Here is a 21337-nt window from a genome sequence, read left to right as displayed (position 1 = left end):
CGCTCCCCGCCACCCCCGCCCCGGACTCCGCCCCCGCCGCCCTTCCGGCCGGCCCCGGGGGCGGGGCCGCCCTCTGGGCGGCCGCCCTGACCTGCCTGGGCGCCCGCTCGGACGTCTGAGCGGGCCCGCCGGAGGGCGGAGGGGTCGAGGGAACAGTTGCCCGGGCATCGTCCCCGCCCCGGGTCACGACCCCGTGCGGTGCCTGATGTTGACGGCCGAAGCCTTGGCCAGTGCCACGGGGTTCAAGAAGCGCAGCGGACCGATCAGGCGGGATGCGAACAGGTGCATGTGCCGCGCCGCCGCTTCATCGCGCGCCGCCGCCGAGAACACCAGCCGCTCCCCGGCATTGAACGGACGGGACGTGGCGAAGTCGGCGGCCATGCGCTGGTGGCCGCTCAGCCGCCGCCGGTGTCTGCGCGCGTACACCGCGAGCGACTTGTCGAGGTCGCCCCGGCCGGTCGCGGCCGCGGCGACCGCTTCGGCCAGCCATTGCGCGGACTGCAGGGCCCACCCGCATCCCACTCCCCACAAGGGGTCGCCGGTCAGGGCGGCGTCGCCGATGAGCGCGACGCCCGGAGCGGTCGGCTTGCGGCTGTGCAGCGGGTAGTCGACCGTGCCGGTGATCTTCGTGATGCGTTCGGCGGAGTCGATGGGCGGCGCCTCGGGCAGGGCCCGGACGAACGCGAGGAAGCTGCCTTCCAGGTCCTCCCGGAAGGCCGGCAGCCGCTTCTTGTCCGGGAGCACCGCGACGACCGTCACCCCGTCGTCGTTGGGAAACGCGTACGCCATGTCGGGCTCGAGGAACCAGGCGTGGCTGATCCCGCCGTGCAGCGGGAGATCGCGGAAGTGGGCGAGATAGCCGAACCGCCCGTTCTCGTGCAGCCGGCCGGGCACCCCCGCGAACTTCGCCACGGCCGAGTCCTTGCCATCGGCGCCGACCACCAGACGGGCCCGGATCTCGCGCTCGCCCTGCGGTGTCGAGGTGCGCACCCCCACGGTGCGCCCGGCTTCCCGGACCAGCCCGGTCACCTGGTGACCGAGGAGCAGCTCGACGCCGGGGGTCTGCGCCGCACGGGACCTGATCAACGGATCGAGGGTGCTGCGCCGGATGTTGTACCCGTACGGCAGCTCGGGGCCCGCCGGCGCGGCCCTCGGCTCGATCCATCCCCAACGGGTGTACCAGCGGGCCTGGTTGCGGACGGCTCCCGCCTTCTCCAGAGCGGGAACGAGGCCGAGTTCGTCCAGCACCGGGTAGGCGTTGGCCGTGAGGGAGTGGGTGCAGAGCACCTTGTACGCTTCGGGGTCCGAGCGGCGTTCCAGCAGTGCGACGCGGACACCGCGTCGAGCGAGCAGGATCGCCGCGGCACTGCCGGCGAGGCTGGCGCCGCTGATGACGACGTCGTAGTCGTGTCCCGCGCTCTCAGGCTTGGTCATGCGCTGATCGCCCCCTTCGGAGTGTGGTGCCGTTCATGGGAGTGGCGCAGCGCCCCATCCCTGTCAGGAACATGCCCAACTGTAGAGCCGTATCCGATGACATTCAGTGTCATCACTAGGATGGGTGACATGGGTCGATGGATGCCGGACGCAGCGGGCCGACTGTCACGGGCCGCGCTTGAGCTGTACGAGGAGCGCGGCTTCGAGGACACCATGGTCGCCGAGATCGCCGAGCGGGCCGGTCTGACGAAGCGGACGTTCTTCCGTCACTTCCCCGACAAGCGCGAAGTGCTGTTCCCGCTCTCGGCCCGGATCCACCAGGTGATCGTCGACGCCATGGCCGCCGCGCCGGCCGGCCTCTCGCCGCTCGCCGTCGTCCTGGAGGGGTACGGCGCCGCAGTGGACATGGTGAACACGGGGCATGCGCAGGCCCGGCGTCGCCGAGCCGTCATCATGGCCAACCCGGAGCTTCGGGAACGGGAGCTGACCAAGTTCGCCGCGACCAGCGCGGCCGTGACCGAGGCGTTGTGCGAGCGCGGTGTCGCGCCGCGGACCGCCTTCCTGACCGCCGCGGCGGGTGCCGCCGCATGGAGAGCCGCGCGCGCATGCTGGATCGAGGGGCCGGAGACACAGGACCTGCACGCCCTGCTGCGTGAATCCGTGGAGGAGCTCAGGGCCGCGGTCGCGGCCCCGCTCGCGCCGTAAGCCACAGGTACAGCCACAGCCACGCCTCTCCTTGCCGCTGCCGTCGCCATGACACCTGGTGTCATCACTGCTACGATGACACCAGGTGTCATCACATTCCACCCGTTCGACCGGGAGGGTGCATCGCGCATGCCGGAAACGTTCGACGAAGCAACCACGCTCAAACGACGAACCTTCGTCGTGGCGGCGACCGCGGCGGCCGGTCTGCCCCTGCTGACCTCGGATCGCCTGCCCCCATCCACACCCGCGCCGGCCGAGCGGCTCTCCACCGTCCGCCTGACGGTCAACGGCGAGCAGCGCACCGCCCGGGTCGACAACCGCACCTCACTCCTCGACCTCCTCCGCGAGCACCTGGACCTCCCCGGCACGAAGAAGGGCTGCGACCAGGGCGCCTGCGGAGCCTGCACGGTGCTCGTGGACGACCGGAGGGTGAACGCCTGTCTCACCTTCGCCGTGATGCACCAGGGCGCGCACGTCACCACGATCGAGGGGCTCGCCCGGGGCGAGCAACTGCACCCGCTACAACAGGCGTTCATCGACCACGACGGCCTTCAGTGCGGCTATTGCACGCCGGGGCAGGTCATGTCGGGCGTCGCCTGCATCGCCGAGGGCCACACCGGCTCCCGGGAGGAGATCCGCGAGTGGATGAGCGGCAACCTGTGCCGGTGCGGGGCATACACGAACATCGTCTCCGCCATCGAGCAGACGGCCAAGGAGGCATGAGCGCGTGTACCCCTTCACCTTCAGCCGAGTCTCCACCGTCGCCGGCGCGCTCAACGCCGGGGCCCGCGACGGCCGTTACATCGCCGGCGGGACCACACTGGTCGACCTCATGCGGGAAACCGTCGAGCGGCCCGCGCACGTGGTCGACATCAACGGGCTGCCGTACAAGGACATCACCGTCACCCGGCAAGGGCTGCACGTCGGTTCCCTGGTCCGGATGAGCGAGCTCGCCGCGCATCCGGAGGTGCGCACGACGTACCCCCTCCTCTCGCAGGCCCTCGAACTCGGCGCCTCGGCCCAGCTGCGCAACATGGCCTCCATCGGGGGCAACATCATGCAGCGGCCCCGCTGTCCGTACTTCCGGGACGTCCACTCCGCGTGCAACCGCCGCAAACCGGGCTCGGGTTGCGATGCCCGGCACGGTGACAACCGCATGCAGGCGATCCTGGGGACCAGCACCCACTGCGTGGCGACTCACCCCTCCGACCTGGCAGTCGCCCTCGTGGCGCTGGACGCCGTGATCCAGGTTCGGAGCCTCGACGGCACCCGCTCCATCCCGGTCCAGGACTTCTTCCTCCGCCCAGGGGACACGCCCCAGAACGAGCACTCTCTCCGGCCGGGCGAACTCATCACCTCCCTGACCGTCCCCACGGGAGCGCACACGCGCCGCTCGGGTTATCTGAAGGTCCGCGACAGGCAGTCGTACGAGTTCGCCCTCGCGTCCGCGGCGGTGGCGCTGGACATCAGGGACGGCGTGGTACAGGGGGCCAGGGTGGCCGTCGGCGGTGTGGCGACCGTTCCGTGGCGGCTGCCCAAGGTGGAGGAGGCGCTCGTCGGCAAGCGGCCGGGGCGCCGGACGTGGACGGATGCCGCGGCCCTCGCGACCGAGGGCGCCGTACCGCTGTCCGAGAACGCCTTCAAGGTGCGACTGGTCGAACGGACCGTACGCCGCCAGCTCATGACGATCGGAGGACGGTGATGGCGACCACCGTCGTCGGGCAGCCGCTCTCCCGCGTCGACGCCCGCCGCAAGGTGACCGGCGCGGCCACCTACTCGGCCGAGCACCGTGTCGAAGACCTGTTGTACGGCGTGATCGTCAACGGGACGGCAGCCCGCGGCACGGTGAGCCGCATCTCGGTGGACGCGGCGCTCGGCCACCCGGGCGTCCTGCGCGTCCTGACCGGCTTCGGCGGGCTGCGGCTGGCCCACCCGGTCGATCGACTCGTCTTCTACGGCCAGCCCATCGCGGTCGTCGTCGCGCAGACCCTGGAGGCGGCGACCCATGGCGCCTCGCTGGTCGAAGCGACCTACGAACGGCAGGACGCGGTCACCGACTTCGACGATCCGGACGCCCCGTCGCAGACACCCGACGACGAGCCCGACTACAGCCGGGGCGACCCGGCGGGCGCGCTGGGTTCGGCGCAGGTGAAGGTGGACCTGGAACTCACCAGCGCCCGCGAGAACCACAACCCGATCGAACTGCCCTCGACCATCGCCCGCTGGCAGGACGGACGACTGACGCTCTGGGACAAGACCCAGTGGTCACAGGGCGCGGCGCGCACGGTGGCCGGCGCGCTCGGCATCGCCGTCGGCGACGTCCGCGTACACAACGAGTTCGTGGGCGGAGGGTTCGGCAGCGGAATCCAGACCTACGACCACGTCATCCTGGCCGCGTTCGCCGCGCGCGAGGTCGACAGGCCCGTCAAGGTGGTGCTGACAAGGCGTCAGTTCTATTACGGCACGGGGTTCCGGCCGGCCAGCCGGCACCGGATCGCCCTCGGCAGCAGTACGGCCGGGCGCGTCAGCGCACTCGCCTACGACGTCCGTATCGAGAACGCGCGCTACCAGACCTACACGGACGGCCTGACCGACCTGCCGCAGTTCCTCTACGGCGTCCCCAACACCCGTACCGCCTACCGGGTCACGCCCGTCGACGTCCACTCTCCGTCCTCCATGCGAGGGCCTGGCGTGGTGCTCGGCTCCTTCGCCCTGGAAACCGCCATGGACCAGCTCGCACACGAACTGGCCCTAGATCCCGTCGAGTTGCGGCTGCGCAACGAGCCGACCCGGGACGAGGTCTCCCGGCTCCCCTTCTCCACACGGAAGTTGCGCGAGTGCTACGACACCGGCGCACGCCGCTTCGGCTGGTCCCGGAGGCACGCCAAGCCGGGCTCGCGCACGGACGGCGACCTGCTCATCGGCATGGGGATGGCCACCGCCGGTTACCACAACAACCGACGCGACTCCAGCGCACGGGCCCGGATCAACGCCGACGGCACAGCCGAGGTCTTCGCGGCCGCCGGAGACATGGGCCCCGGCACCACCACCTCGGTCATGCAGGTCGCCGCGGACGCCCTGGGGCTGCCCGCCTCGGCGGTCACCTTCAGGCTGGGCGACTCCAGCTACCCCACCGCGCCCCTGCACGCGGCGGCCTGCACCATGGCGAGCGTGGGCTCGGCCGTGCACACCACCTGCAACGCACTGAAGGCGGAGTTCATCCGCAGGGCGGTGGCCGACCCCGACTCACCTCTCCACGGCGCGAATCCGGCGGACGTGCACGACCGCGACAGCTACCTGTCGGCCGCCGGCGGAGGAGCCCGGGACAGCTACCGGGACATCCTGCGCCGCGCCGGTCTGCCCAGCCTCGAAACCACTGGCAGCTGGGGCCCGGGTGACGCCGATTCAAGGATCTCCACCTACGGCTACGGAGCCGTCTTCGCCGAGGTCTCCGTCGATCCCCTGCTGGGCCTCGTCCGCGTACGGCGCATCTTCGCGGCGTACGACGTAGGGCGGGTGATCAACCCCAAACTCGCCCACGGCCAGGCCATCGGCGGCATGGTCGGCGGCATCGGAATGGCCCTCCTCGAAGGCACCGTCACCGACCACCGCGACGGCCGCATCGTCAACGCGAGCCTCGCCGACTATCTCGTGCCGGTGAACGCGGACGTCCCCGACCTCGACGCCGCCTTCATCAACACCGAGGACCCGCAGGCCGATCCGATCGGCGTGAAGGGACTCGGTGAGATCACCATCGTCGGGGTGGCCCCCGCCATCGGCAACGCGGTGTTCAACGCGACGGGCAAACGCCTGACGGACCTGCCGATCCGCCCTGAGGCACTGCTTTGACCTACACGGAACTCCGCCGTATCCATCATGATCCACAGAATGTGACCGGCGTCGAGCGAGCACCCTTCAGCGGGTGGGCTGCACGACAGGACGAGCGCGCCGGCCCGAGCCCGCTGGTCAAGGGTGGTCCCGAGGTGCCGTAGAGTGGGGTTTACCGACGCGGGGTGGAGCAGCTCGGTAGCTCGCTGGGCTCATAACCCAGAGGTCGCAGGTTCAAATCCTGTCCCCGCTACTGAACGCAAGGGCCCGGATCCTCAAGGATCCGGGCCCTTGCGCGTATCAGACCTTGACCGGTGCGGGCTCGCCCGAGGAGAGCCGGCGTACGGCCCACACGCCGGGTGCCGCGAGCAGTACGAGGTTGGCCGCGCTCATCAGGACGGCACTCCACAGGAGCACGGTGGGAGTGCCGAGGAAGGTGGCGGCGGCTCCGACGACCAGGTAGCCCAGGGGGACGGTCATCAGCTCGCCGGCCGCGTTGTAGGAGCTGACCCGCCCGAGCACTTCAGCGGGCAGCTGCTCCTGGGTGGCCGTGTGCCAGCACACGATGGCGACGTCGAGGCCGATGCCGGCGAGCACGGCGGTGAAGGCCACGAGCGCGAGCGGGGCGTCCCAGGCGAGCGCGAGGAGGGGGAATGCCAGGGGAATGTTGGCGCACACGCATACGACCATGATCCTGGACGGTTTCCATTGGAGCGAAATGATTCCGCCGATGAACAATCCGCCCGCGAATGCGCCTTGGACGATCCCCCACGCCGCGGCACCGAGATCTCCCTTCTCCGCAATGACGGGTCCGAGGAGCTGGTATCCGCCGAGCCATAGGGCGACGACCAGCATCCCGGAAAGCGTGTAGGACCAGATCCAGAACGCTCCGGAGAATTCCCTCCACCCGTCTTTGAAATCCTGGAATGGCGATGTCGCGGCTCTGGCCGGCCCGGCGACGTCGAGGCGGCTGCAGAGCAGGGCGGCGATGGCGAAGCTCGCGGCATCCCATCCCAGGGTCAGTGCGGGGCCGACGAGCGCGACCAGGACGCCGCCGAGCGCGGGTGCCACGATGCGGATGAGATTGCTGGGCAGCCGCATGAGAGCGTTGGCTTCCTGCAGCTCAGTGGCGTCGACGATGTGCGGCAGGAGGCTGTTCATGGCGGGTTGGGTCAATGCCGACGCACAGCCGGCCAGGGCCGCGAAGAACGCGATCCGGCCCGTTGTGGCCGCTCCGGAAGCCACGAGCAGTGCGACGCAGCCCTGGGTCAGGGCCGGGACCAGATTTCCGATCACGATCACCCGCTGGCGCGAGAACCTGTCGGCGATCACTCCTCCGGCAAGGAGCAGCAGGAACTGCGGAGCGGTGTTGCTGGCGAGAACGACCGCCAGGGATGTCGGACTCCGGTCGACTCCGAGAACCGCGAACGCGAGCGCCACGGGCGCCATGGCGGATCCGCTCATCGATACGAGGCGAGCCAGAAGAAATAGCCGGAAAGGCTTGTGGCGAAGCGCCGAGAAGGACCCCTGTAGAACCATTCGGACGATCTTAGCCCGCACGGCGGGAGGGTCGGCAACGTTTCACCGACCGCCCCGCCGTTTGCGTCACGCAATGTCCCTTTGGACAGCCGATGTCGCGTGGGGTCAGAAGGGCTTGGTCGGGAGGTACTTGCCGTCGAGGGTGATCACGGCCCGCTCGCCGCCGTCGGGGTCGGCGACCTTCTTGACGTCCAGCCGGAAGTTGATGGCACTGATGATGCCGTCGCCGAACTCCTCGTGGACCAGGGCCTTGAGGGTGGTGCCGTAGACCTGGAGCATCTCGTGGAAGCGGTAGATCGTCGGGTCGGTGGGGAGGGAGCCCGGGATGGAGCCCCGGGTGGGGATGGTCCGCAGCCACATCGCGGCGTCCTCGTCCAGGTCGAGGAGTTCGGCGACGGCCTTCGCGGCGGGCTCGGGCAGCGGGTGCTGGCCGAGGACGGCGGCGGTGACGAAGGCCACGGACAGGCCGGTGACGTCGGCGATCTGCTGCCAGGTCAGGTTCTTGCGGACCTTGGCCTCGACCGCCGCGCTCGCGATCTGCTCACGGACGGCGGGGGCGAACTGGGCGTGCACCATGGGAGGGTTCCTTTCGAAGGGGGAAGCGGGGTGGAGGCGTTCAGGGGTTTCAGGCCGCGAGGGTGACGCGGCGGCCCGCGGTGTCGAGCCGTTCGACGGCGCCCGAGGGGATGTCGTAGACCCAGCCGTGCAGGACGACGGCCTGCTCGGCGAGGGCACGGGCCACCGAGGGGTGGGTGGCGAGGTTCGCCAGCTGGGCCCGTACGTTCTCCCGTACCAGCGCTTCCAGGGCGTACGGCGCGCCTCCGGCCGGGGCCGTACGGGCCAGGGAGGCCTCGGCGTGCCGGAGCCAGCCGGCGACCGCCGGGGCGGCGCTGAGGTCGTGGCCCTCGGCGAGCGCGGTCATCGCACCGCAGGCGGAGTGCCCGCACACCACGATGTCGGTGACGCCGAGGACGGCGACGGCGTACTCGACGCTGGCCGCGACCCCGTCCGGGCCCGGGGCGTGGGCGGGGACGAGGTTGCCCGCGGTGCGGATGACGAACAGCTCGCCCGGCTCGCTCTGGGTGATCAGCTCGGGCACCACGCGGGCGTCGGAGCAGCCGATGAACAGGGCCGTCGGGCGGTGGTGCGCGGCGAGCTCCGCGAAGAGCTCCGCCTTGGCGGGGAAGACGTCGTGCCGGAAACGCTCGACGCCCTCGGTGAGGTCGTGCATGGTCACTCCCGTTCTTCTGGGATCCACCCCGTGGGGCTGACGTGTTCCACCATGCATGACCTGGCCTCATAGTGTCCAAGACCTATAATCGATGCCTGCCATCGATGCCATCTATAGTTGGGTCATGGCCCTGGAACTGCGTCACCTGCGCTACCTGCTCGCGGTCGCCGAGCACCACAACTTCACCCGCGCCGCCGAGGAGCTGCGGATCTCCCAGCCCACCCTGTCCCAGCAGATCAAGCAGCTGGAGCGGACGGTGGGGGTGCAGCTCCTGGACCGCGGCGGCCGCTCGGTGCGCCTCACCGACGCCGGCGCGGTGTACGTGGAGCACGCGCGCCGGGCGCTGCGCGACCTCGCGGCGGCCGAGCGGGCGGTGCACGACCTCGCCGACCTCACCCGGGGCCATCTGCGCCTGGCCCTCACCCCCACCTTCACCGCCTACCTCCTCGGACCGCTCCTGGCCGCCCTCCACGAGGCCCATCCCGCCATCACCGTGGAGGTCCGGGAGATGCCCCAGGACCGGATCGAAGCCGCCCTGCTGGCCGACGACACCGACCTCGGCATCGCCTTCCACGGGGTCCACCTGCCGGGCATCGCGGCGACCGGTCTGTTCACCGAGACCCTCGGCCTGGTGGTCTCCGTCGCCGCCGAGGACGGTCCGACGGCGGACCCCCTGCCGGTCGCGGCGCTGGCGGACCGTCAACTGGCGTTGCTCAGCGGAGACTTCGCTACCCGCACGCATATCGACGGCTACCTGGCCGTGCACGGCGTCCGGCCGCGCATCGCGGTGGAGGCCAACTCCGTGCAGGCGCTGACCGAGCTCGTCCAGCGGACCGCCCTGGCCACCGTCCTGCCCGACGCCGTCACCGACGACCACCCCCGCCTGGCCCGGGTCCGCCTGACCCCGCCGCTCCCCCCGCGCACGGTGAGCCTGCTGCGCCGCGACGGCGGCTACCTGAGCGCCGCCGCCCGCGCCTTCACCACCCTGGCCGCGACTGTGGCCACCACCCGCGGCTACGCCCCGCCCGCGGCGGGGCCGCCGGATCAGGAGAGGCCGTAGCGGCGGACCGACTCCTCCTCCTGGGCCAGGCGGTGCAGTGCCCTCATGATCGGCTCCAGGAGGACGGCGGCCGCGACCGCCGCCTCCACCTTCTCTGACTCCGAGGGGTAGGCCTCCACGAAGTCGAGGTCGCGGACGGCGACTTGGTGCATGAGGCGGGCGTAGGGCGCCAGCATCTCCGCGTCCCAGGGATACCCGAGGCGGATGAGGGAGGCCACGGCCGTCACCAGGGAGCCGTGGTCCGGGGAGAGCGTGGCGAGTTCCCGGGCGGTGGACCAGCCCAGCATCTCCAGCAACCGGTCCACCTCGCCGCGGGCGGCGGCCACGTCCTCGTCCGCGTCGTCCGGTTCCGGTACGTGGGGCAGCGCCCACAGGGCGGCGCCCAGCCGGATCGTCCGGCCCAGCGAGTCGTCGTCGACGTGCTTCAGCACCTCGCGCGCCGCCGCCACCGACACCCCTCCGACCTGGATCAGCGTGCGCACCAGGCGCAGCCGCCGCAGGTGCGTCTCGTCGTAGTCGGCCGTCGTCGCGCTGATCCGGCGCCCCGGCGACAACAGGCCTTCGCGCAGGTAGTACTTGATGGTCGCGGTGGAGACACCACTGCGCTCGCTCAACTCCGCCAGCCGCATCTCTTGTGCCTTTCCTTGGAGAGCGTCACTATCTAACCACGCGCACGTACCACGTGGTCCAGTACCGGGAGTCCAAGGAGAAGCGGTCGCCGCCGCGCCGCCGACCGCTTCGCGCACCGGCCTCCCGTACCCGAAGTACCGAACGCACCGCAGCGACAAGGAGCATCATGGTTCAGCACGGCACCACCCCGCCCGACGACGCCCCCGCGCGCAGGGGCAGGACCACCGGGACGGTCGCCCTCGTGGCGGCCCTCGGCCTGTCCGTCGCCCTCGGGCTGGCCGCCTGCACGCCCTCCTCCGGCTCGTCCTCGAAGGACAGCGGGAGCGGAACGTGGGAGGTCGGCACCTGCGGCGGCCCCGACTCCGCCAACGGACCCGACTCGTACCGCAGGCTCGACTGCGACAGCCACGGGGCCACCTTCAAGGCCCTGGAGATCGCACCGGCGGGGATCCTGCCCGGCTCCATCCAGTGCCCGGCCGGGACGGACCTGATGATCCGCGTCTCGGTGTCCTACGGCTCCTCCTCCAAGGACAAGAAGAACAGCGGGATCCCCACGCACACCGTCTGCGGACGCAACCTGTCCGGCGACCACCCCGGCGACCCGGGCGCCGGCGGCGGGCAGCTGGTGAAGGGCGACTGCATCTCCGCGTCGGCCCAGGAGGTGGCCTGCTCCTCCGCCGGATCGAGCGCCTTCAAGGTGCTCGACCTCGTCAAGGAGAAGGAACAGTGCCCCGCGGGGACGACCGAGCCGATGGAGCTGACCCTGTCGGTGGGCCGCCCATACGACGTGATCTGCACGAGCGCCGCCTAGCCCACCGGACGCACGCGACCGCGACGCGCGGGCAAGGCCGACGCGCGCGGCGGCCCGGGGCGGCCCACGATGGGAGGCGTGAGGGGGGCGGGCAGCGACGGGAGTGCGTGCATGAGCGTCAGACGGTACGAGCTGGCCTTCCCCGCCGCGAGCGGGACGGGCGAGGACATCGTGGTGGTCGACCGCACCGACGCGTCGGGACCGGGCGGCCACCCGGTCTACGCCGACGCGAGCGGCATCGTCCGGGCGGAGATCAGCGACCGGGGCGAGGTGCGCATGATGCCCTCGGGCGGCCACCAGGTCCCCGAGCAACCGGTGGCGGCCCGCCCGCTGCCCGACCGGTGACGGGCCGCTCGCTCGCGCTGTGGGCCGACGGTGGTAAAGCGGGCGGCCGCCGCTCGTGCCTGCGGCCGGATCACCCGGGTCGCGTCCGATAGTCGCCAGGACGTAGCCGCGTACCGGGAGGAACCAGCGATGGACAGCCCAGGAGCACCGCGTCGTACGGCCCTGCTGGCGGGCGGCCTCACCCTCGCCGCGGGCGTCCTGACGGCCTGCTCGGCCGCGGGCTCCCCACCGGGGGCGGGCCGCGGGCCCCGGCCCGAGGCCGCCGCCCCGAACCCCCGGCCGAGCACCCCCGCCGGGGCGTACGCACGGCTGATGGAGGGCAACCTGCGCTGGGTGAGCGGAGCCCTCCAGCACCCCGACCGCGACCCCACCCGGCGCCAGCAGGTCGCCCAGACGCAGGAGCCGTACGGGGTGGTCCTGTCCTGCATCGACTCCCGCGTGCCGCCGGAGCTGGTCTTCGACACCGGGCTCGGCGACCTGTACGTCCTGCGTACGGGCGGACAGACGGTCGGCCCGGTGGTCACCGGCTCCGTGGAGTACGGGCCGGTCACCAGCAGCACCCCGCTGATCTTCGTGCTCGGGCACCAGCGCTGCGGCGCCATCGACGCCGCGTACAAGGCGGCACGCGACGGAAAGCCTCTGCCCGGGAACCTCGACGCCATCGGGAAGGCCCTGCGGCCCGCGTACGAGCAGACGGTCCGGGAGGGCGGCCCGGACCCGGTCGACCGGATGATCCGCGCCCAGGTCACCCTGACGGCCGACGACCTGCGCACCAACGCGGACCTCGCCCCCATGGTGAAGGAGGGCGCCCTGGCGGTGGTCGGCGGCTACTACTCCCTCGACACCGGCAAGGTGGAGATCCTCACGGGCGCCCCCGTCTGACCCCTCAGGCCGCCCGCCGCCGCAGCCCGGCCGACAGCCGGACGACGAAGTGGATCGCGGCCGCGGCCGCCACCACGTCCACGGCGTCGGCGAGCATCACCTGGAACAGGGCGTCCTTGAGCTCCACGAGGTTCTCGGCCCGGTCGTGGAGCCGGCCGGTGTACAGGTTGGCCAGCCCCGTCAGGACGAACAGCCCCCACCACAGGTTCACCGGCCAGAACGACACCTTCACCGGCTCCCCCGAGCCCTCTGGCGGCCGCACGCAGGCCGTCCACATCTCGACGGCGATCCGGAACGGCCTCCAGAGGTTCGCCAGCGGAACGAGCCACGCGCCGATCGCCCAGCCGGGACCCGAGGTGAAGCCGTTCGGCGCGAATGCCCCGGCGCAGCGGCGGATCCGGTGGAACCAGGCGACGAAGACGACGGCACACAGGCTGAAGGCCATGTCGTGGAGGACCCCCACCTTGCGGGAGAGGGCGTCCGCGGGATCCAGCACGTCCATGGGGGCGAAGGCGAAGCCGCCGTCCCCCTCGGTCAGCGCGTACGTCCGCGCCTCGGCGTAGACGGCGAGGAGGTCTGTCAGCGCGACCGCCGCCAGCAGCGCCACCACCGCGGCCACGAGGGCGCGCGGCACGCCCGGGGAAACGGCCAACAGAGACGGACGCGGTCTCGGCCGACTGGACACGGACATGACGAAGGACCCCCCACGGGCAGGCGGAACAGAGAAGGAAACCGCTCGCCGCAGTGGGCGCGCTGGGGGAACATACGCTGGCCGGGGCCGGTCCGTCCATCACGTCCGCGCAGGTCGGAGCCCTGCGGCGGGACGTGGTCGGGCAACGGTCCCCGGGCGGTCAGGCGTTGGCGCGGTTCGCGGCCTGGCGCTGGCGCTTGCTCTGCTTGGCCAGGGAGAGGTCCTCGGCGGTGGAGCGCAGGCGCTTGAAGCCGTAGCCGCGTTCCGTGAGCCGGCTCTCGGCGGCCAGTTCGGCGCGGGCGGTGGCGTCGAGGATGTCCTCCTCGGCCTCCCCCGAGTCGAGGAACCGGAAGGCGAAGGAGTTCCGGGCGGCCAGTTCGTAGGTGAGGTTCCCCTCGGCCGTGAAGGAGGCCCGCAGCACGTCGTGCTCGGGGGCGGCCGCGGTCAGTTCGGCGTGCTGTTCGGCGGTGAGGCCGTCGAAGAAACCGCGGACGGTGATGCGGAAGGTGCGGGTGCTCATCCCGCCACCGTAGAGCGCCCCGCCCGGCCCGCGCACCGGGTTTTCCGCGGGCCGGGCGGACGGGGCGTACGGGTTCACGCGCGGGCCGGGTCTTCGAGGGGGTCGAGGGCGCGACGCCGGCGGCTGATGGAGTCGGGGTCCCAGCCCGGCCGGGGGACGGAGGCCAGCAGCAGCCGGGTGTACGGGTGCTGCGGCGCGCCGAGCAGGTCGGCGACGGGCCGGTGTTCCATGGTCCGGCCGCGGTACATGACCAGGGCCTCGTCGCAGACGTAGCGGACCACCGCCAGGTCGTGGCTGACGAAGACCAGGCCGATGCCGGTGTCGCGCCGGATGTCGGCGAGCAGGTTGAGGACCTGGGCCTGCACCGACACGTCGAGGGCGGACACGGCTTCGTCGAGGACGAGGACGGCCGGTTCGACGGCCAGGGCCCTGGCGATCGCGGCGCGCTGGCGCTGCCCGCCGGAGAGGTGGCGGGGCAGGGCGGCCGCCTCCCGGTCGCCGAGTCCGACCTGGGCGAGGAGTTCCCGGACCCGGGCGGCGCGCGCGGCCGGGTCGCGGGATCCGTGCAGCCGGAGGACGCCGTCGAGGGTGGCGCCGATGGTGATCCGGGCGTCGAGCGAGAGGTAGGGGTCCTGGAAGACGATCTGGACGGCTTTGGCACGGGCCAGCCGGGCCGCCTTGCCGCGTACGGAGGCGGCCAGGGGCCGGCCCTGGACGAGGATCTCCCCCGCGTCGGGGCGTTCGAGGCCGATCAGCATGCGGGCGGTGGTGGTCTTGCCGGAGCCGGATTCGCCGACGATGCCGAGGGCGCCGCCGTGGCGCAGGGTGAAGGAGAGGCCGTCGACGGCGACGACCTCCGCCGCGCGGGTCCGGTAGGTCTTGCGCAGGCCGTCGACCTGGAGGAGCGGGGGCTGTCCGGTGGTCGTCACCTGACCTCCTGGTTCGTGTGCCGGTGCGGGGTGAGGTCGAGTTCGCCGGCCCGGTGGCAGGCGACGGCGGCCGGGCCGAACTCCCGCAGCGGGGGCGGCGACTGGTCGCAGCGGCCGGGTTCGGCGAAGCGGCAGCGGGCGGCGAAGGCGCAGCCGGGGGCGGATTCGAGCAGGCCCATGGGGGCGCCGGGGATGGGGACGAGCCGCTCGGGCGCTCTGCCGTCCAGCGGCGGGGAGGACCCCACCAGTCCGGCGGTGTAGGGGTGCCGGGGCGCGTGGAAGAGCTCGGCGACGGGGGCGGTCTCGACGATGCGGCCCGCGTACATCACGTAGATCCGGTCGCTGACGGAGGCGGCGAGTTCGATGTCGTGGGTGATGAGGAGCAGGCCCAGGCCGCGTTCGCGGCGGAGCCGGCCGAGGACGGCGAGGATCTCGGCCTGGGTGCTGACGTCGAGGGCGGTGGTGGGCTCGTCGCACAGCAGCAGGCGGGGTTCGGCGGTCAGCGCGGCGGCGATCACGACGCGCTGGAGCATGCCGCCGGAGAGCTGGTGCGGGTACTGGTCCAGGTGGCGGACGGGGTCGGGGAGGCCGACCGCGTCGAGGAGTTCGGCGGCGCGGGCGCGGGCGCGGTCCTTGGGCCGGCCGTGGACCAGGCGCAGGGATTCGGTGAGGAAGTCCCCGACGCGGCGCACCGGGTTGATGGCGGCGCGGGGGTCCTGGTAGATCATCGCCGCCTTGGCGGTGCGTACCTCGCGCAGGCTCGCGGGACCGGCGCCGACGAGGTCGGTGCCTTCGACGCTGACCCGGCCGGTGGTCCGGGCGCCCTCGGGGAACAGGCCGAGGGCGGCGCGGGCGGTGACCGATTTGCCGGAGCCGGATTCGCCGACGAGGGCGACGGCTTCTCCGGCGTCGACGGTGAGGCTGATGCCGTCGAGGATCGGGCGGGCCATGGAGGGCAGCGTGACGCTGAGGTCCTCGTACCGGAGCAGTGTCATCGGGAGTCCCTTCCGGCGAGCTTGTCGCCGAGGCTCTCGCCGACGACGGTGAAGGCGACGACCACGACGACGACCGCCACGGCCGGGACGATCGCGGACAGCGGCTGTCCCTGGAGGACGGCGGCCTGACCCTGGTTGATCATGGCGCCCCAGTCGGGCGTCGGCGGCTGGACGCCGAGGCCGAGGAAGGAGAGGGCGGCGAGGTCGAGCAGCGCGTATCCGAAGTTCACCGTCGACTGGGCGAGCAGGGTCGGAGCGATGTTCGGAAGGACCCGGCGCACCGTGACGAACAGGGCGGAGTGGCCCTGGACGGTGTAGGCGGCGGTGTAGGGGCGGGCCTTCTCCTGGAGGGCGAGGCCGCGTACGAGGCGTGCGGTGTACGGCATGTACGCGATGGACATGGCCAGTACGGGGGCGGTCATGCCCTTGCCGAAGAGGGCGACGGCGAGGATCGCCAGCAGCAGGGCGGGGAAGGCGAACATCACGTCGAGGACCCGGCCGGCGAGGGCGTCGGCCCAGCCGCCGCGCCAGGCGGTGAACAGGCCGACGGCTACGCCGAGGACGGTGGAGAAGACCACGACGGCGAGCGGTCCGGCCAGGCTGGTCCGGGTGCCGACGAGGAGCGCCGAGAGGGTGTCGTGGCCGCCCTGGTCGGTGCCCAGCCAGTGCCCGGCGCCGGGGCCCAGGAGGGTGTCGCCGAGGCTGCCGAAGGTGGGGTCCTGGGGTGCCAGCCAGGGCGCCAGGAGGGCGATCAGGACGAACAGGGCCAGCAGGAGCAGGCAGATCCGCTGGAGCGGGCTGCCGCCGAGGGCCCGTAGCCGGGTGAGACGGGCGGGACGCAGGAGGCGCACGGAGGCGACTGCGCTGTCAGGGGTGTGAGGGGTCATCGGGCGCTCCCCGCCGCGGCGGTGCGCGGGTCGATCAGCGGGTGGAGGAGGTCGACGAGGGCGTTGACCACGACGAAGGCGGCCACGACCAGCAGCACGATCGCCTGGACGACCTGGAAGTCCAGCTGGTCGACGCTCTGGACGAGGAGGGACCCCACGCCCGACATGCCGAAGGCGGTCTCGACGATCGCGGTGCTGACGAGCATGCCCGAGACGAGGAGCGCGGAGACGGTGACGATGGGGCCGAGCGCGTTGCGCAGGACGTGCCGGCGGATCACGGTCCGGCGGGGTGTCCCCCGGCTGAGGGCGACCTCGACGTGTTCGCGGCGCAGTTCGTCGAGCATCGCCGAGCGGGTCACCCGGGTCACCAGCGCCATGAAGGTCACGGACAGCGCCACGGCCGGGAGGACGACGTGGTGCAGCCGGTCGAATGCCCCGCTGCCGTTGCCGATGGTCGGGAACCAGCCGAGGCGGACGCCGAGGAGGGAGCGCAGGAGCAGGGCGACGACGAAGGCGGGTGCGGCCGCCCCGACCGTGACCAGCAGCATCAGGGTCCGGTCGGTGCGCGAGCCGCGCCGCAGCGCTCCGACGATGCCCGCGCCGACGCCCACGACGGCGATCATCAGGGCCGCGGTGGAGACGAGGAGGAGGGAGGAGGGCAGCCGGGACCAGATGACGGCGGAGACGTCCTGGTGAAAGAGGTGGGAGCGGCCGAAGTCGCCCCGCAGGACGCCTTCGAGCCAGTGCCAGTACCGCAGCAGGAAGGGCTGGTCGAAGCCGTACTGGTGGCGGAGTTCGGCGAGCTGTTCGGGGCTGGGGCTGCGGCCGCGCACCAGGAAGGAGGCGGGGTCGCCGGGCGCCAGGTAGAGGGAGGAGAACACCAGGAAGGAGGTGACCAGCAGGGTCGCGGCCATGCCCGCCAGTCGGCGCAGGACCCGGCCGGCCCGGGCGAGTGCCGCCGTGCCCGCGGCTTTGTCCGTCATCCCTTCGCCCCGATCTCGGCGGCCCACGGGTAGTAGAGGTAGGCGATGGACGGCTGGACGCCGGTGATCCGCTTGCCCAGGAAGACGCTCACGGGCTGGGTGTACAGGGGCAGCCAGGGCAGTTCGCGCAGGGCGATGCGCTGGGCCTCGGCGTTGGCGGCCGCGTGCCCGGCGGGGTCGTAGGTGTCTATGGCCCGGTCGATGGCCGCGTCGAAGGCGGGGTCGGACCAGCCGCCGTAGTTGCTGAACGCGCCGGTGCGCAGGGAGGCGTACATGTCCAGCGGGTCGGTGATGGAGGTGTACCAGAAGGTGAGGAAGAGGTCGACGCCCTCGCGGGCGGCCGGGTCGGTGAACAGGGCGGTGTACTTCTCGGCGGAGATGCTGTCGATCTGCGGCTTGAGGCCGATGGCCGTGGCGGCCTGGGCGACGGCCTGGGTGATGATCGTGGTCTGCGAGTCCAGGGGGCTGGTCGCGATCACGACCTTCTGGCCGGACACTCCGGCTTCGGCGGCGAGCGCCTTGGCCTTGGCCGGGTCGTAGGGGTACTTCGGCAGGTCCTTGAGGAGGGCGTCGCGGGTGGCGTCGGGCGCTCCGCTCCAGAGGTTGTCGGTGACGAGCGAGTCGGCGACCTCTCCGGCCCCGCCGGCTCCGGCCTTGACGATGCCCTTGCGGTCGATGGCCATGAGCAGGGCCTGCCGTACGCGGGCGTCGCCGAGGGGGCCCTTGAGGTTGCCGACGACCTCGTCGGCGACCGTGGTGTTGCGGCCGAAGTAGAGGTTTCCGGCCTGGGTGGAGCCCAGTTGGGCGTAGGCGTTCGGCGGGACCATCCAGCCGCCGTCCACCTCGCCGGACTGGAAGGCGTTGACGCGGGTGGTGGCGTCGGCGAGGAAGACGAACTTCACTTCGCCCGACTTTGCCTTCAATTCCGGGTTCCAGTAGGCGTCGTTGCGCTTGAGGGTGAGGGACTGGCCGGAGGTCCAGGAGCCGAAGGAGAAGGGGCCGGTGCAGTTGACGCCGGTCTGCGGGTTCCCGTAGTCCTTGCCGGCCTTGGCGAGGGTGGCGGCGGACTCGACCGTGCCGGGGGAGGCGGCCAGGTACTGGTTGAAGGTGGAGTCGGGCTGGTTGAGGGTGACGGTGACCTCCATCTCCCCGCTGCGGTCCACCGACTTGACGTTCCTGAAGGGGTAGGCCCAGACGCTGCCGGTGGCCGGGTCGAGGTTGCGGCGCAGCGAGGCGACGACGTCGTCGGCGGTGAGCGGGGTCCCGTCGTGGAAGCGCACGCCGGGACGGATCCGGTAGACCCAGGTGGTGGGGGTGGGGTTGCTGTACGAGGCCGCGAGGTTCGGGGAGGTCGTGAGGTCGGGGTTCCAGCGCAGCAGGCTCTCGCAGACGTTGGCGAGGATCTGGTTGGGCGGGTAGTCGAAGGACTGGGCGTAGTCGATGCTGGCGGGCTCGGCGAAGGTGGACCAGGTGAAGGAGTCCAGGTTCCCGGCGGGGGCGGGGGTCCGGTCGGTGATCCGGTAGCCGGCGCCGTCGCCCTTCGCGGGGGAGGCCGTACCGCTGCACGCGCTGGTGACGAGTACGGCGGCCGCGGCGAGGCCCGCGGCCACGGCGTGCCGGATGCGCGCGGTTCGGATGGTGCGTGCGGTGTGTGCGTTACGGGTGCTGCTCGCGGGCCGGGTCGCTCTCGATCGGGCTGATGGCATCGTCTGCCTCCGTGAGGGGTGAGCTTGCTGAGGTGCGGGGTGCTGGCCCGGCCGGTGGCGGCCCGGCCGGTCACTGCGGTGGCGTCGCCGGTGGGGACCGGCGCTCAGTCCTTGGCGGCGTAGACCTGTTCGCCGTCGATGTACGTACGGCTCACCCGGGTCTCGGCGATCTCCGCGGCGGGGAGGTCGAAGGGGTTCCGGTCGAGGACGACGAGGTCCGCGTACTTGCCCTCCTCGACGGTGCCGGTGACCGCGTCGAGGTGGTTCGCCCAGGCGCTGCCGGCGGTGTAGGCGGTCAGGGCCTCGGCGAGGGTCAGGGCCTGTTCGGGGAAGAAGGGGGCGACGGGCTCGCCGGCGCCGTGGGCCCCGGTGTTTTCGTCGGGGGCGATGCGGTTGACGGCGACGTGGATGCCCCACAGCGGGTTGGGGCTGCTCACGGACCAGTCGCTGCCGGCGACCAGCCGGGCCCCGGCCCGCTTGAGGTCTCCGAACGGGTACTGGAGGGCGGCGCGTTCGGGGCCGAGGAAGGGGATGGTGAGCTCGTCCATCTGCGGTTCGTGCGCGGCCCACAGCGCCTGGATGTTCGCGGCGGCGCCCACCCGGGCGAAGCGGGGGATGTCGTCGGGGTGGACGACCTGGAGGTGGGCGAGGTGGTGGCGGTTGTCGTTGGCGCCGTTGGCCGCGCGGGCCGCTTCGAGGGCGTCGAGGACCTCCCGGACCGCGCGGTCGCCGAGCGCGTGGAAGTGGAGCTGGAAGCCGGAGCCGTCGAGGAGCCGTACCGCGTCGCGGAGCAGCTCGGGATCGATGAAGCTGAGCCCGGAGTTCCCGGTGGCGCAGCCGCAGCCGTCGAGGTAGGGCTCCAGCATGCCGGCCGTGAAGTTCTCGGCGATGCCGTCCTGCATGATCTTCACGCTGGTGGCGTTGAAGCGGCCCGCCCGTCCCGTGCGGCGGCGTTCCTCCAGTTCGGGGATCTGCTCCAGGCCGCGCTCGCGGTCCCACCACAGGGCGCCGACCACACGGGCCCGCAGCGAGCCCTCGCGGGCGGCGCGGAGGTAGACGTCGAAGTTGTCGGGGTTGCCGGGGAAGGAGCCGATCATGGCGTCCTGCCAGCTGGTCACGCCGAGGGAGAAGAGGTGCTCCTGCGCGGCGAGGAGTCCGGCGTGCGCCTCGTCGGCGGTGGCGATCGGCACGTGCCGGGCGACCAGGTCCACGGCGCCCTCCTGGAGGGTGCCGGCGGGGGCTCCGTCCGGCTCCCGCTCGATCCGCCCGTCCACGGGGTCGGGGGTGTGCGCGTCGACGCCCGCGAGGCGCAGGGCCCGGGTGTTGACCCAGGCGCCGTGGCCGTCGCGGTTGCCGAGCAGCACGGGCCGGTCCGGGACCACGGCGTCGAGCATGGCCCGGGTGGGGGTGCCGCCGGGGAAGACGTCCATCGACCAGCCGCCGCCGCGGATCCAGGGCGCCTCGGGGTGGGCCGCGGCGTAGGCGGCCACCACGGCCAGGTAGCCGTCGACGGAGTGCTCCGCGCTCAGGTCGCAGCCGAGCATCTGCACCCCGGCCACGGCCGGGTGGACGTGGGCGTCCTGGAATCCGGGGACGAGCAGCCCGCCCGCGAGGTCGACGACCTCGGTGGCCGCGTCCACGAGGAGGCGTACGTCGCTCTCGTCGGCGACGGCGAGGATCCGGCCTCCCCCGACGGCGACGGCCGCCTCGACCGGGGCGTCGGAGGTACCGGTGAACACCTTCCCCCCGACGAATACGGTGTCCGCCCGCTGCCTGTTCCGGTCCATCGGCACTTCCTCCGGCTCGGCGGGCCAGGCCCGCACGGCGTGTTCGTTGAGGAGGAGTGAACGGGAGCGCAACAATGTTGTCAACGGTGTTGCGCTGCCTCTGTTCCACATCGTTACACTGGCCGCACCATGCCGAAGTCACCCGACACACCCACCCGGTCCAAGCGCGCCGGCAGCCAGCTCACGCCGGACGCGATCATCGAAGCGAGCCTGCGCATCGCGGCGCGCGGCAGCGCGGACGCGTTCACGGTCCGCCGCCTCGGCGAGGAGCTCGGCGCCGACCCGACGGCGATCTACCGGCACTTCCGCGACAAGGACGAACTGCTGCTGTCCGTCGCCGACCGCACCCTCGGCGAGGTCCTCGACAGCATCCC

22 protein-coding genes and 1 tRNA gene are annotated in these 21337 nt (G+C 72.0%); 10 read left to right on the top strand and 13 right to left on the bottom strand.

Annotated elements, in window-relative coordinates:
* Positions 1-183: 183 nt before the first annotated feature.
* A complete protein-coding gene (locus ACFV0Q_RS20650; RefSeq protein WP_385007359.1) occupies positions 184-1434 on the bottom strand; it encodes an NAD(P)/FAD-dependent oxidoreductase in 1251 nt (416 codons plus the stop codon).
* Between the two features lie 129 nt (positions 1435-1563).
* Here ACFV0Q_RS20650 and ACFV0Q_RS20645 point away from each other — a divergent pair, with 129 nt between their 5' ends.
* The 5 genes from ACFV0Q_RS20645 to ACFV0Q_RS20625 all read left to right on the top strand — a co-directional run bounded on the left by ACFV0Q_RS20645 (position 1564) and on the right by ACFV0Q_RS20625 (position 6220).
* Complete coding sequence (locus tag ACFV0Q_RS20645; protein ID WP_385007357.1) at positions 1564-2139, top strand: TetR family transcriptional regulator; 576 nt, start codon at positions 1564-1566, stop codon at positions 2137-2139.
* 129 nt (positions 2140-2268) lie between these two features.
* A complete protein-coding gene (locus tag ACFV0Q_RS20640; RefSeq protein ID WP_385007355.1) occupies positions 2269-2862 on the top strand; it encodes a (2Fe-2S)-binding protein in 594 nt (197 codons plus the stop codon).
* 4 nt (positions 2863-2866) lie between these two features.
* Positions 2867-3841 (top strand): FAD binding domain-containing protein, encoded by a 975-nt coding sequence (locus tag ACFV0Q_RS20635; RefSeq protein WP_385007353.1) that lies wholly within the window; start codon positions 2867-2869, stop codon positions 3839-3841.
* A complete protein-coding gene (locus ACFV0Q_RS20630) occupies positions 3841-5988 on the top strand; it encodes a xanthine dehydrogenase family protein molybdopterin-binding subunit (protein WP_385007351.1) in 2148 nt (715 codons plus the stop codon). The genes ACFV0Q_RS20635 and ACFV0Q_RS20630 overlap by 1 nt, the downstream gene beginning before the upstream one ends.
* 158 nt (positions 5989-6146) lie before the next feature.
* Positions 6147-6220: transfer RNA gene (locus tag ACFV0Q_RS20625), tRNA-Met, on the top strand.
* Between the two features lie 47 nt (positions 6221-6267).
* Here the strand turns inward: ACFV0Q_RS20625 and ACFV0Q_RS20620 are convergent.
* The 3 genes from ACFV0Q_RS20620 to ACFV0Q_RS20610 form a co-directional block, all read right to left on the bottom strand.
* A complete protein-coding gene (locus ACFV0Q_RS20620; protein ID WP_385007349.1) occupies positions 6268-7506 on the bottom strand; it encodes an MFS transporter in 1239 nt (412 codons plus the stop codon).
* Between the two features lie 105 nt (positions 7507-7611).
* A complete protein-coding gene (cynS, locus tag ACFV0Q_RS20615) occupies positions 7612-8082 on the bottom strand; it encodes a cyanase (protein WP_385007347.1) in 471 nt (156 codons plus the stop codon).
* 49 nt (positions 8083-8131) lie between these two features.
* Positions 8132-8737 carry a carbonic anhydrase gene (locus ACFV0Q_RS20610; protein ID WP_385007344.1) on the bottom strand — a complete coding sequence of 202 codons (606 nt, stop codon included), beginning with the start codon at positions 8735-8737 and terminating at the stop codon, positions 8132-8134.
* Between the two features lie 124 nt (positions 8738-8861).
* On the opposite strand from ACFV0Q_RS20610, the gene cynR reads away from it, so the two are divergent.
* Positions 8862-9797, top strand: coding sequence for a transcriptional regulator CynR (cynR, locus tag ACFV0Q_RS20605; RefSeq protein ID WP_385007361.1), 936 nt, complete (start codon positions 8862-8864; stop codon positions 9795-9797).
* Here the strand turns inward: cynR and ACFV0Q_RS20600 are convergent.
* Positions 9782-10426 carry a MerR family transcriptional regulator gene (locus ACFV0Q_RS20600; RefSeq protein ID WP_385007342.1) on the bottom strand — a complete coding sequence of 215 codons (645 nt, stop codon included), beginning with the start codon at positions 10424-10426 and terminating at the stop codon, positions 9782-9784. The two genes, cynR and ACFV0Q_RS20600, sit on opposite strands and share 16 nt — an antisense overlap.
* 167 nt (positions 10427-10593) lie before the next feature.
* Here ACFV0Q_RS20600 and ACFV0Q_RS20595 point away from each other — a divergent pair, with 167 nt between their 5' ends.
* The 3 genes from ACFV0Q_RS20595 to ACFV0Q_RS20585 all read left to right on the top strand — a co-directional run bounded on the left by ACFV0Q_RS20595 (position 10594) and on the right by ACFV0Q_RS20585 (position 12465).
* Positions 10594-11238 carry a hypothetical protein gene (locus tag ACFV0Q_RS20595; RefSeq protein WP_385007340.1) on the top strand — a complete coding sequence of 215 codons (645 nt, stop codon included), beginning with the start codon at positions 10594-10596 and terminating at the stop codon, positions 11236-11238.
* Positions 11239-11349: 111 nt separating this feature from the next.
* Positions 11350-11583: a DUF6296 family protein gene (locus ACFV0Q_RS20590; protein ID WP_385007338.1), complete on the top strand. Its 234-nt coding sequence runs from the start codon at positions 11350-11352 to the stop codon at positions 11581-11583.
* 129 nt (positions 11584-11712) lie between these two features.
* A complete protein-coding gene (locus tag ACFV0Q_RS20585; RefSeq protein WP_385007336.1) occupies positions 11713-12465 on the top strand; it encodes a carbonic anhydrase in 753 nt (250 codons plus the stop codon).
* Positions 12466-12469: 4 nt separating this feature from the next.
* On the opposite strand, the gene ACFV0Q_RS20580 is transcribed toward ACFV0Q_RS20585, so the two are convergent.
* The 8 genes from ACFV0Q_RS20580 to ACFV0Q_RS20545 all read right to left on the bottom strand — a co-directional run bounded on the left by ACFV0Q_RS20580 (position 12470) and on the right by ACFV0Q_RS20545 (position 20963).
* Positions 12470-13117, bottom strand: coding sequence for a DUF4328 domain-containing protein (locus ACFV0Q_RS20580; protein ID WP_385007334.1), 648 nt, complete (start codon positions 13115-13117; stop codon positions 12470-12472).
* Between the two features lie 199 nt (positions 13118-13316).
* Positions 13317-13676 carry a DUF6204 family protein gene (locus tag ACFV0Q_RS20575; RefSeq protein ID WP_385007331.1) on the bottom strand — a complete coding sequence of 120 codons (360 nt, stop codon included), beginning with the start codon at positions 13674-13676 and terminating at the stop codon, positions 13317-13319.
* Between the two features lie 74 nt (positions 13677-13750).
* Complete coding sequence (locus ACFV0Q_RS20570) at positions 13751-14605, bottom strand: ATP-binding cassette domain-containing protein (protein WP_385007329.1); 855 nt, start codon at positions 14603-14605, stop codon at positions 13751-13753.
* Entirely contained in the window at positions 14602-15600 is a 999-nt protein-coding gene (locus ACFV0Q_RS20565; protein ID WP_385007327.1) for an ABC transporter ATP-binding protein, read from the bottom strand. The genes ACFV0Q_RS20570 and ACFV0Q_RS20565 overlap by 4 nt, the downstream gene beginning before the upstream one ends.
* Complete coding sequence (locus ACFV0Q_RS20560; RefSeq protein WP_385007325.1) at positions 15597-16487, bottom strand: ABC transporter permease; 891 nt, start codon at positions 16485-16487, stop codon at positions 15597-15599. Before ACFV0Q_RS20560 ends, ACFV0Q_RS20565 begins: the two co-directional genes overlap by 4 nt.
* Positions 16484-17470, bottom strand: coding sequence for an ABC transporter permease (locus ACFV0Q_RS20555; RefSeq protein ID WP_385007323.1), 987 nt, complete (start codon positions 17468-17470; stop codon positions 16484-16486). The genes ACFV0Q_RS20560 and ACFV0Q_RS20555 overlap by 4 nt, the downstream gene beginning before the upstream one ends.
* Positions 17467-19080 carry an ABC transporter substrate-binding protein gene (locus ACFV0Q_RS20550; protein WP_385007321.1) on the bottom strand — a complete coding sequence of 538 codons (1614 nt, stop codon included), beginning with the start codon at positions 19078-19080 and terminating at the stop codon, positions 17467-17469. Before ACFV0Q_RS20550 ends, ACFV0Q_RS20555 begins: the two co-directional genes overlap by 4 nt.
* 200 nt (positions 19081-19280) lie before the next feature.
* Positions 19281-20963 (bottom strand): amidohydrolase, encoded by a 1683-nt coding sequence (locus ACFV0Q_RS20545; RefSeq protein WP_385007319.1) that lies wholly within the window; start codon positions 20961-20963, stop codon positions 19281-19283.
* 129 nt (positions 20964-21092) lie between these two features.
* Here ACFV0Q_RS20545 and ACFV0Q_RS20540 point away from each other — a divergent pair.
* Positions 21093-21337: TetR/AcrR family transcriptional regulator (locus tag ACFV0Q_RS20540; protein ID WP_385007317.1), on the top strand; the 245-nt coding region annotated here is incomplete at its 3' end.

It is taken from the genome of Streptomyces sp. NPDC059564 (assembly GCF_042735575.1).
Lineage (GTDB): Bacteria > Actinomycetota > Actinomycetes > Streptomycetales > Streptomycetaceae > Streptomyces.
Note: the sequence above shows the minus strand (reverse complement) of the source record. Positions and strands in the feature narration are given on the sequence as shown.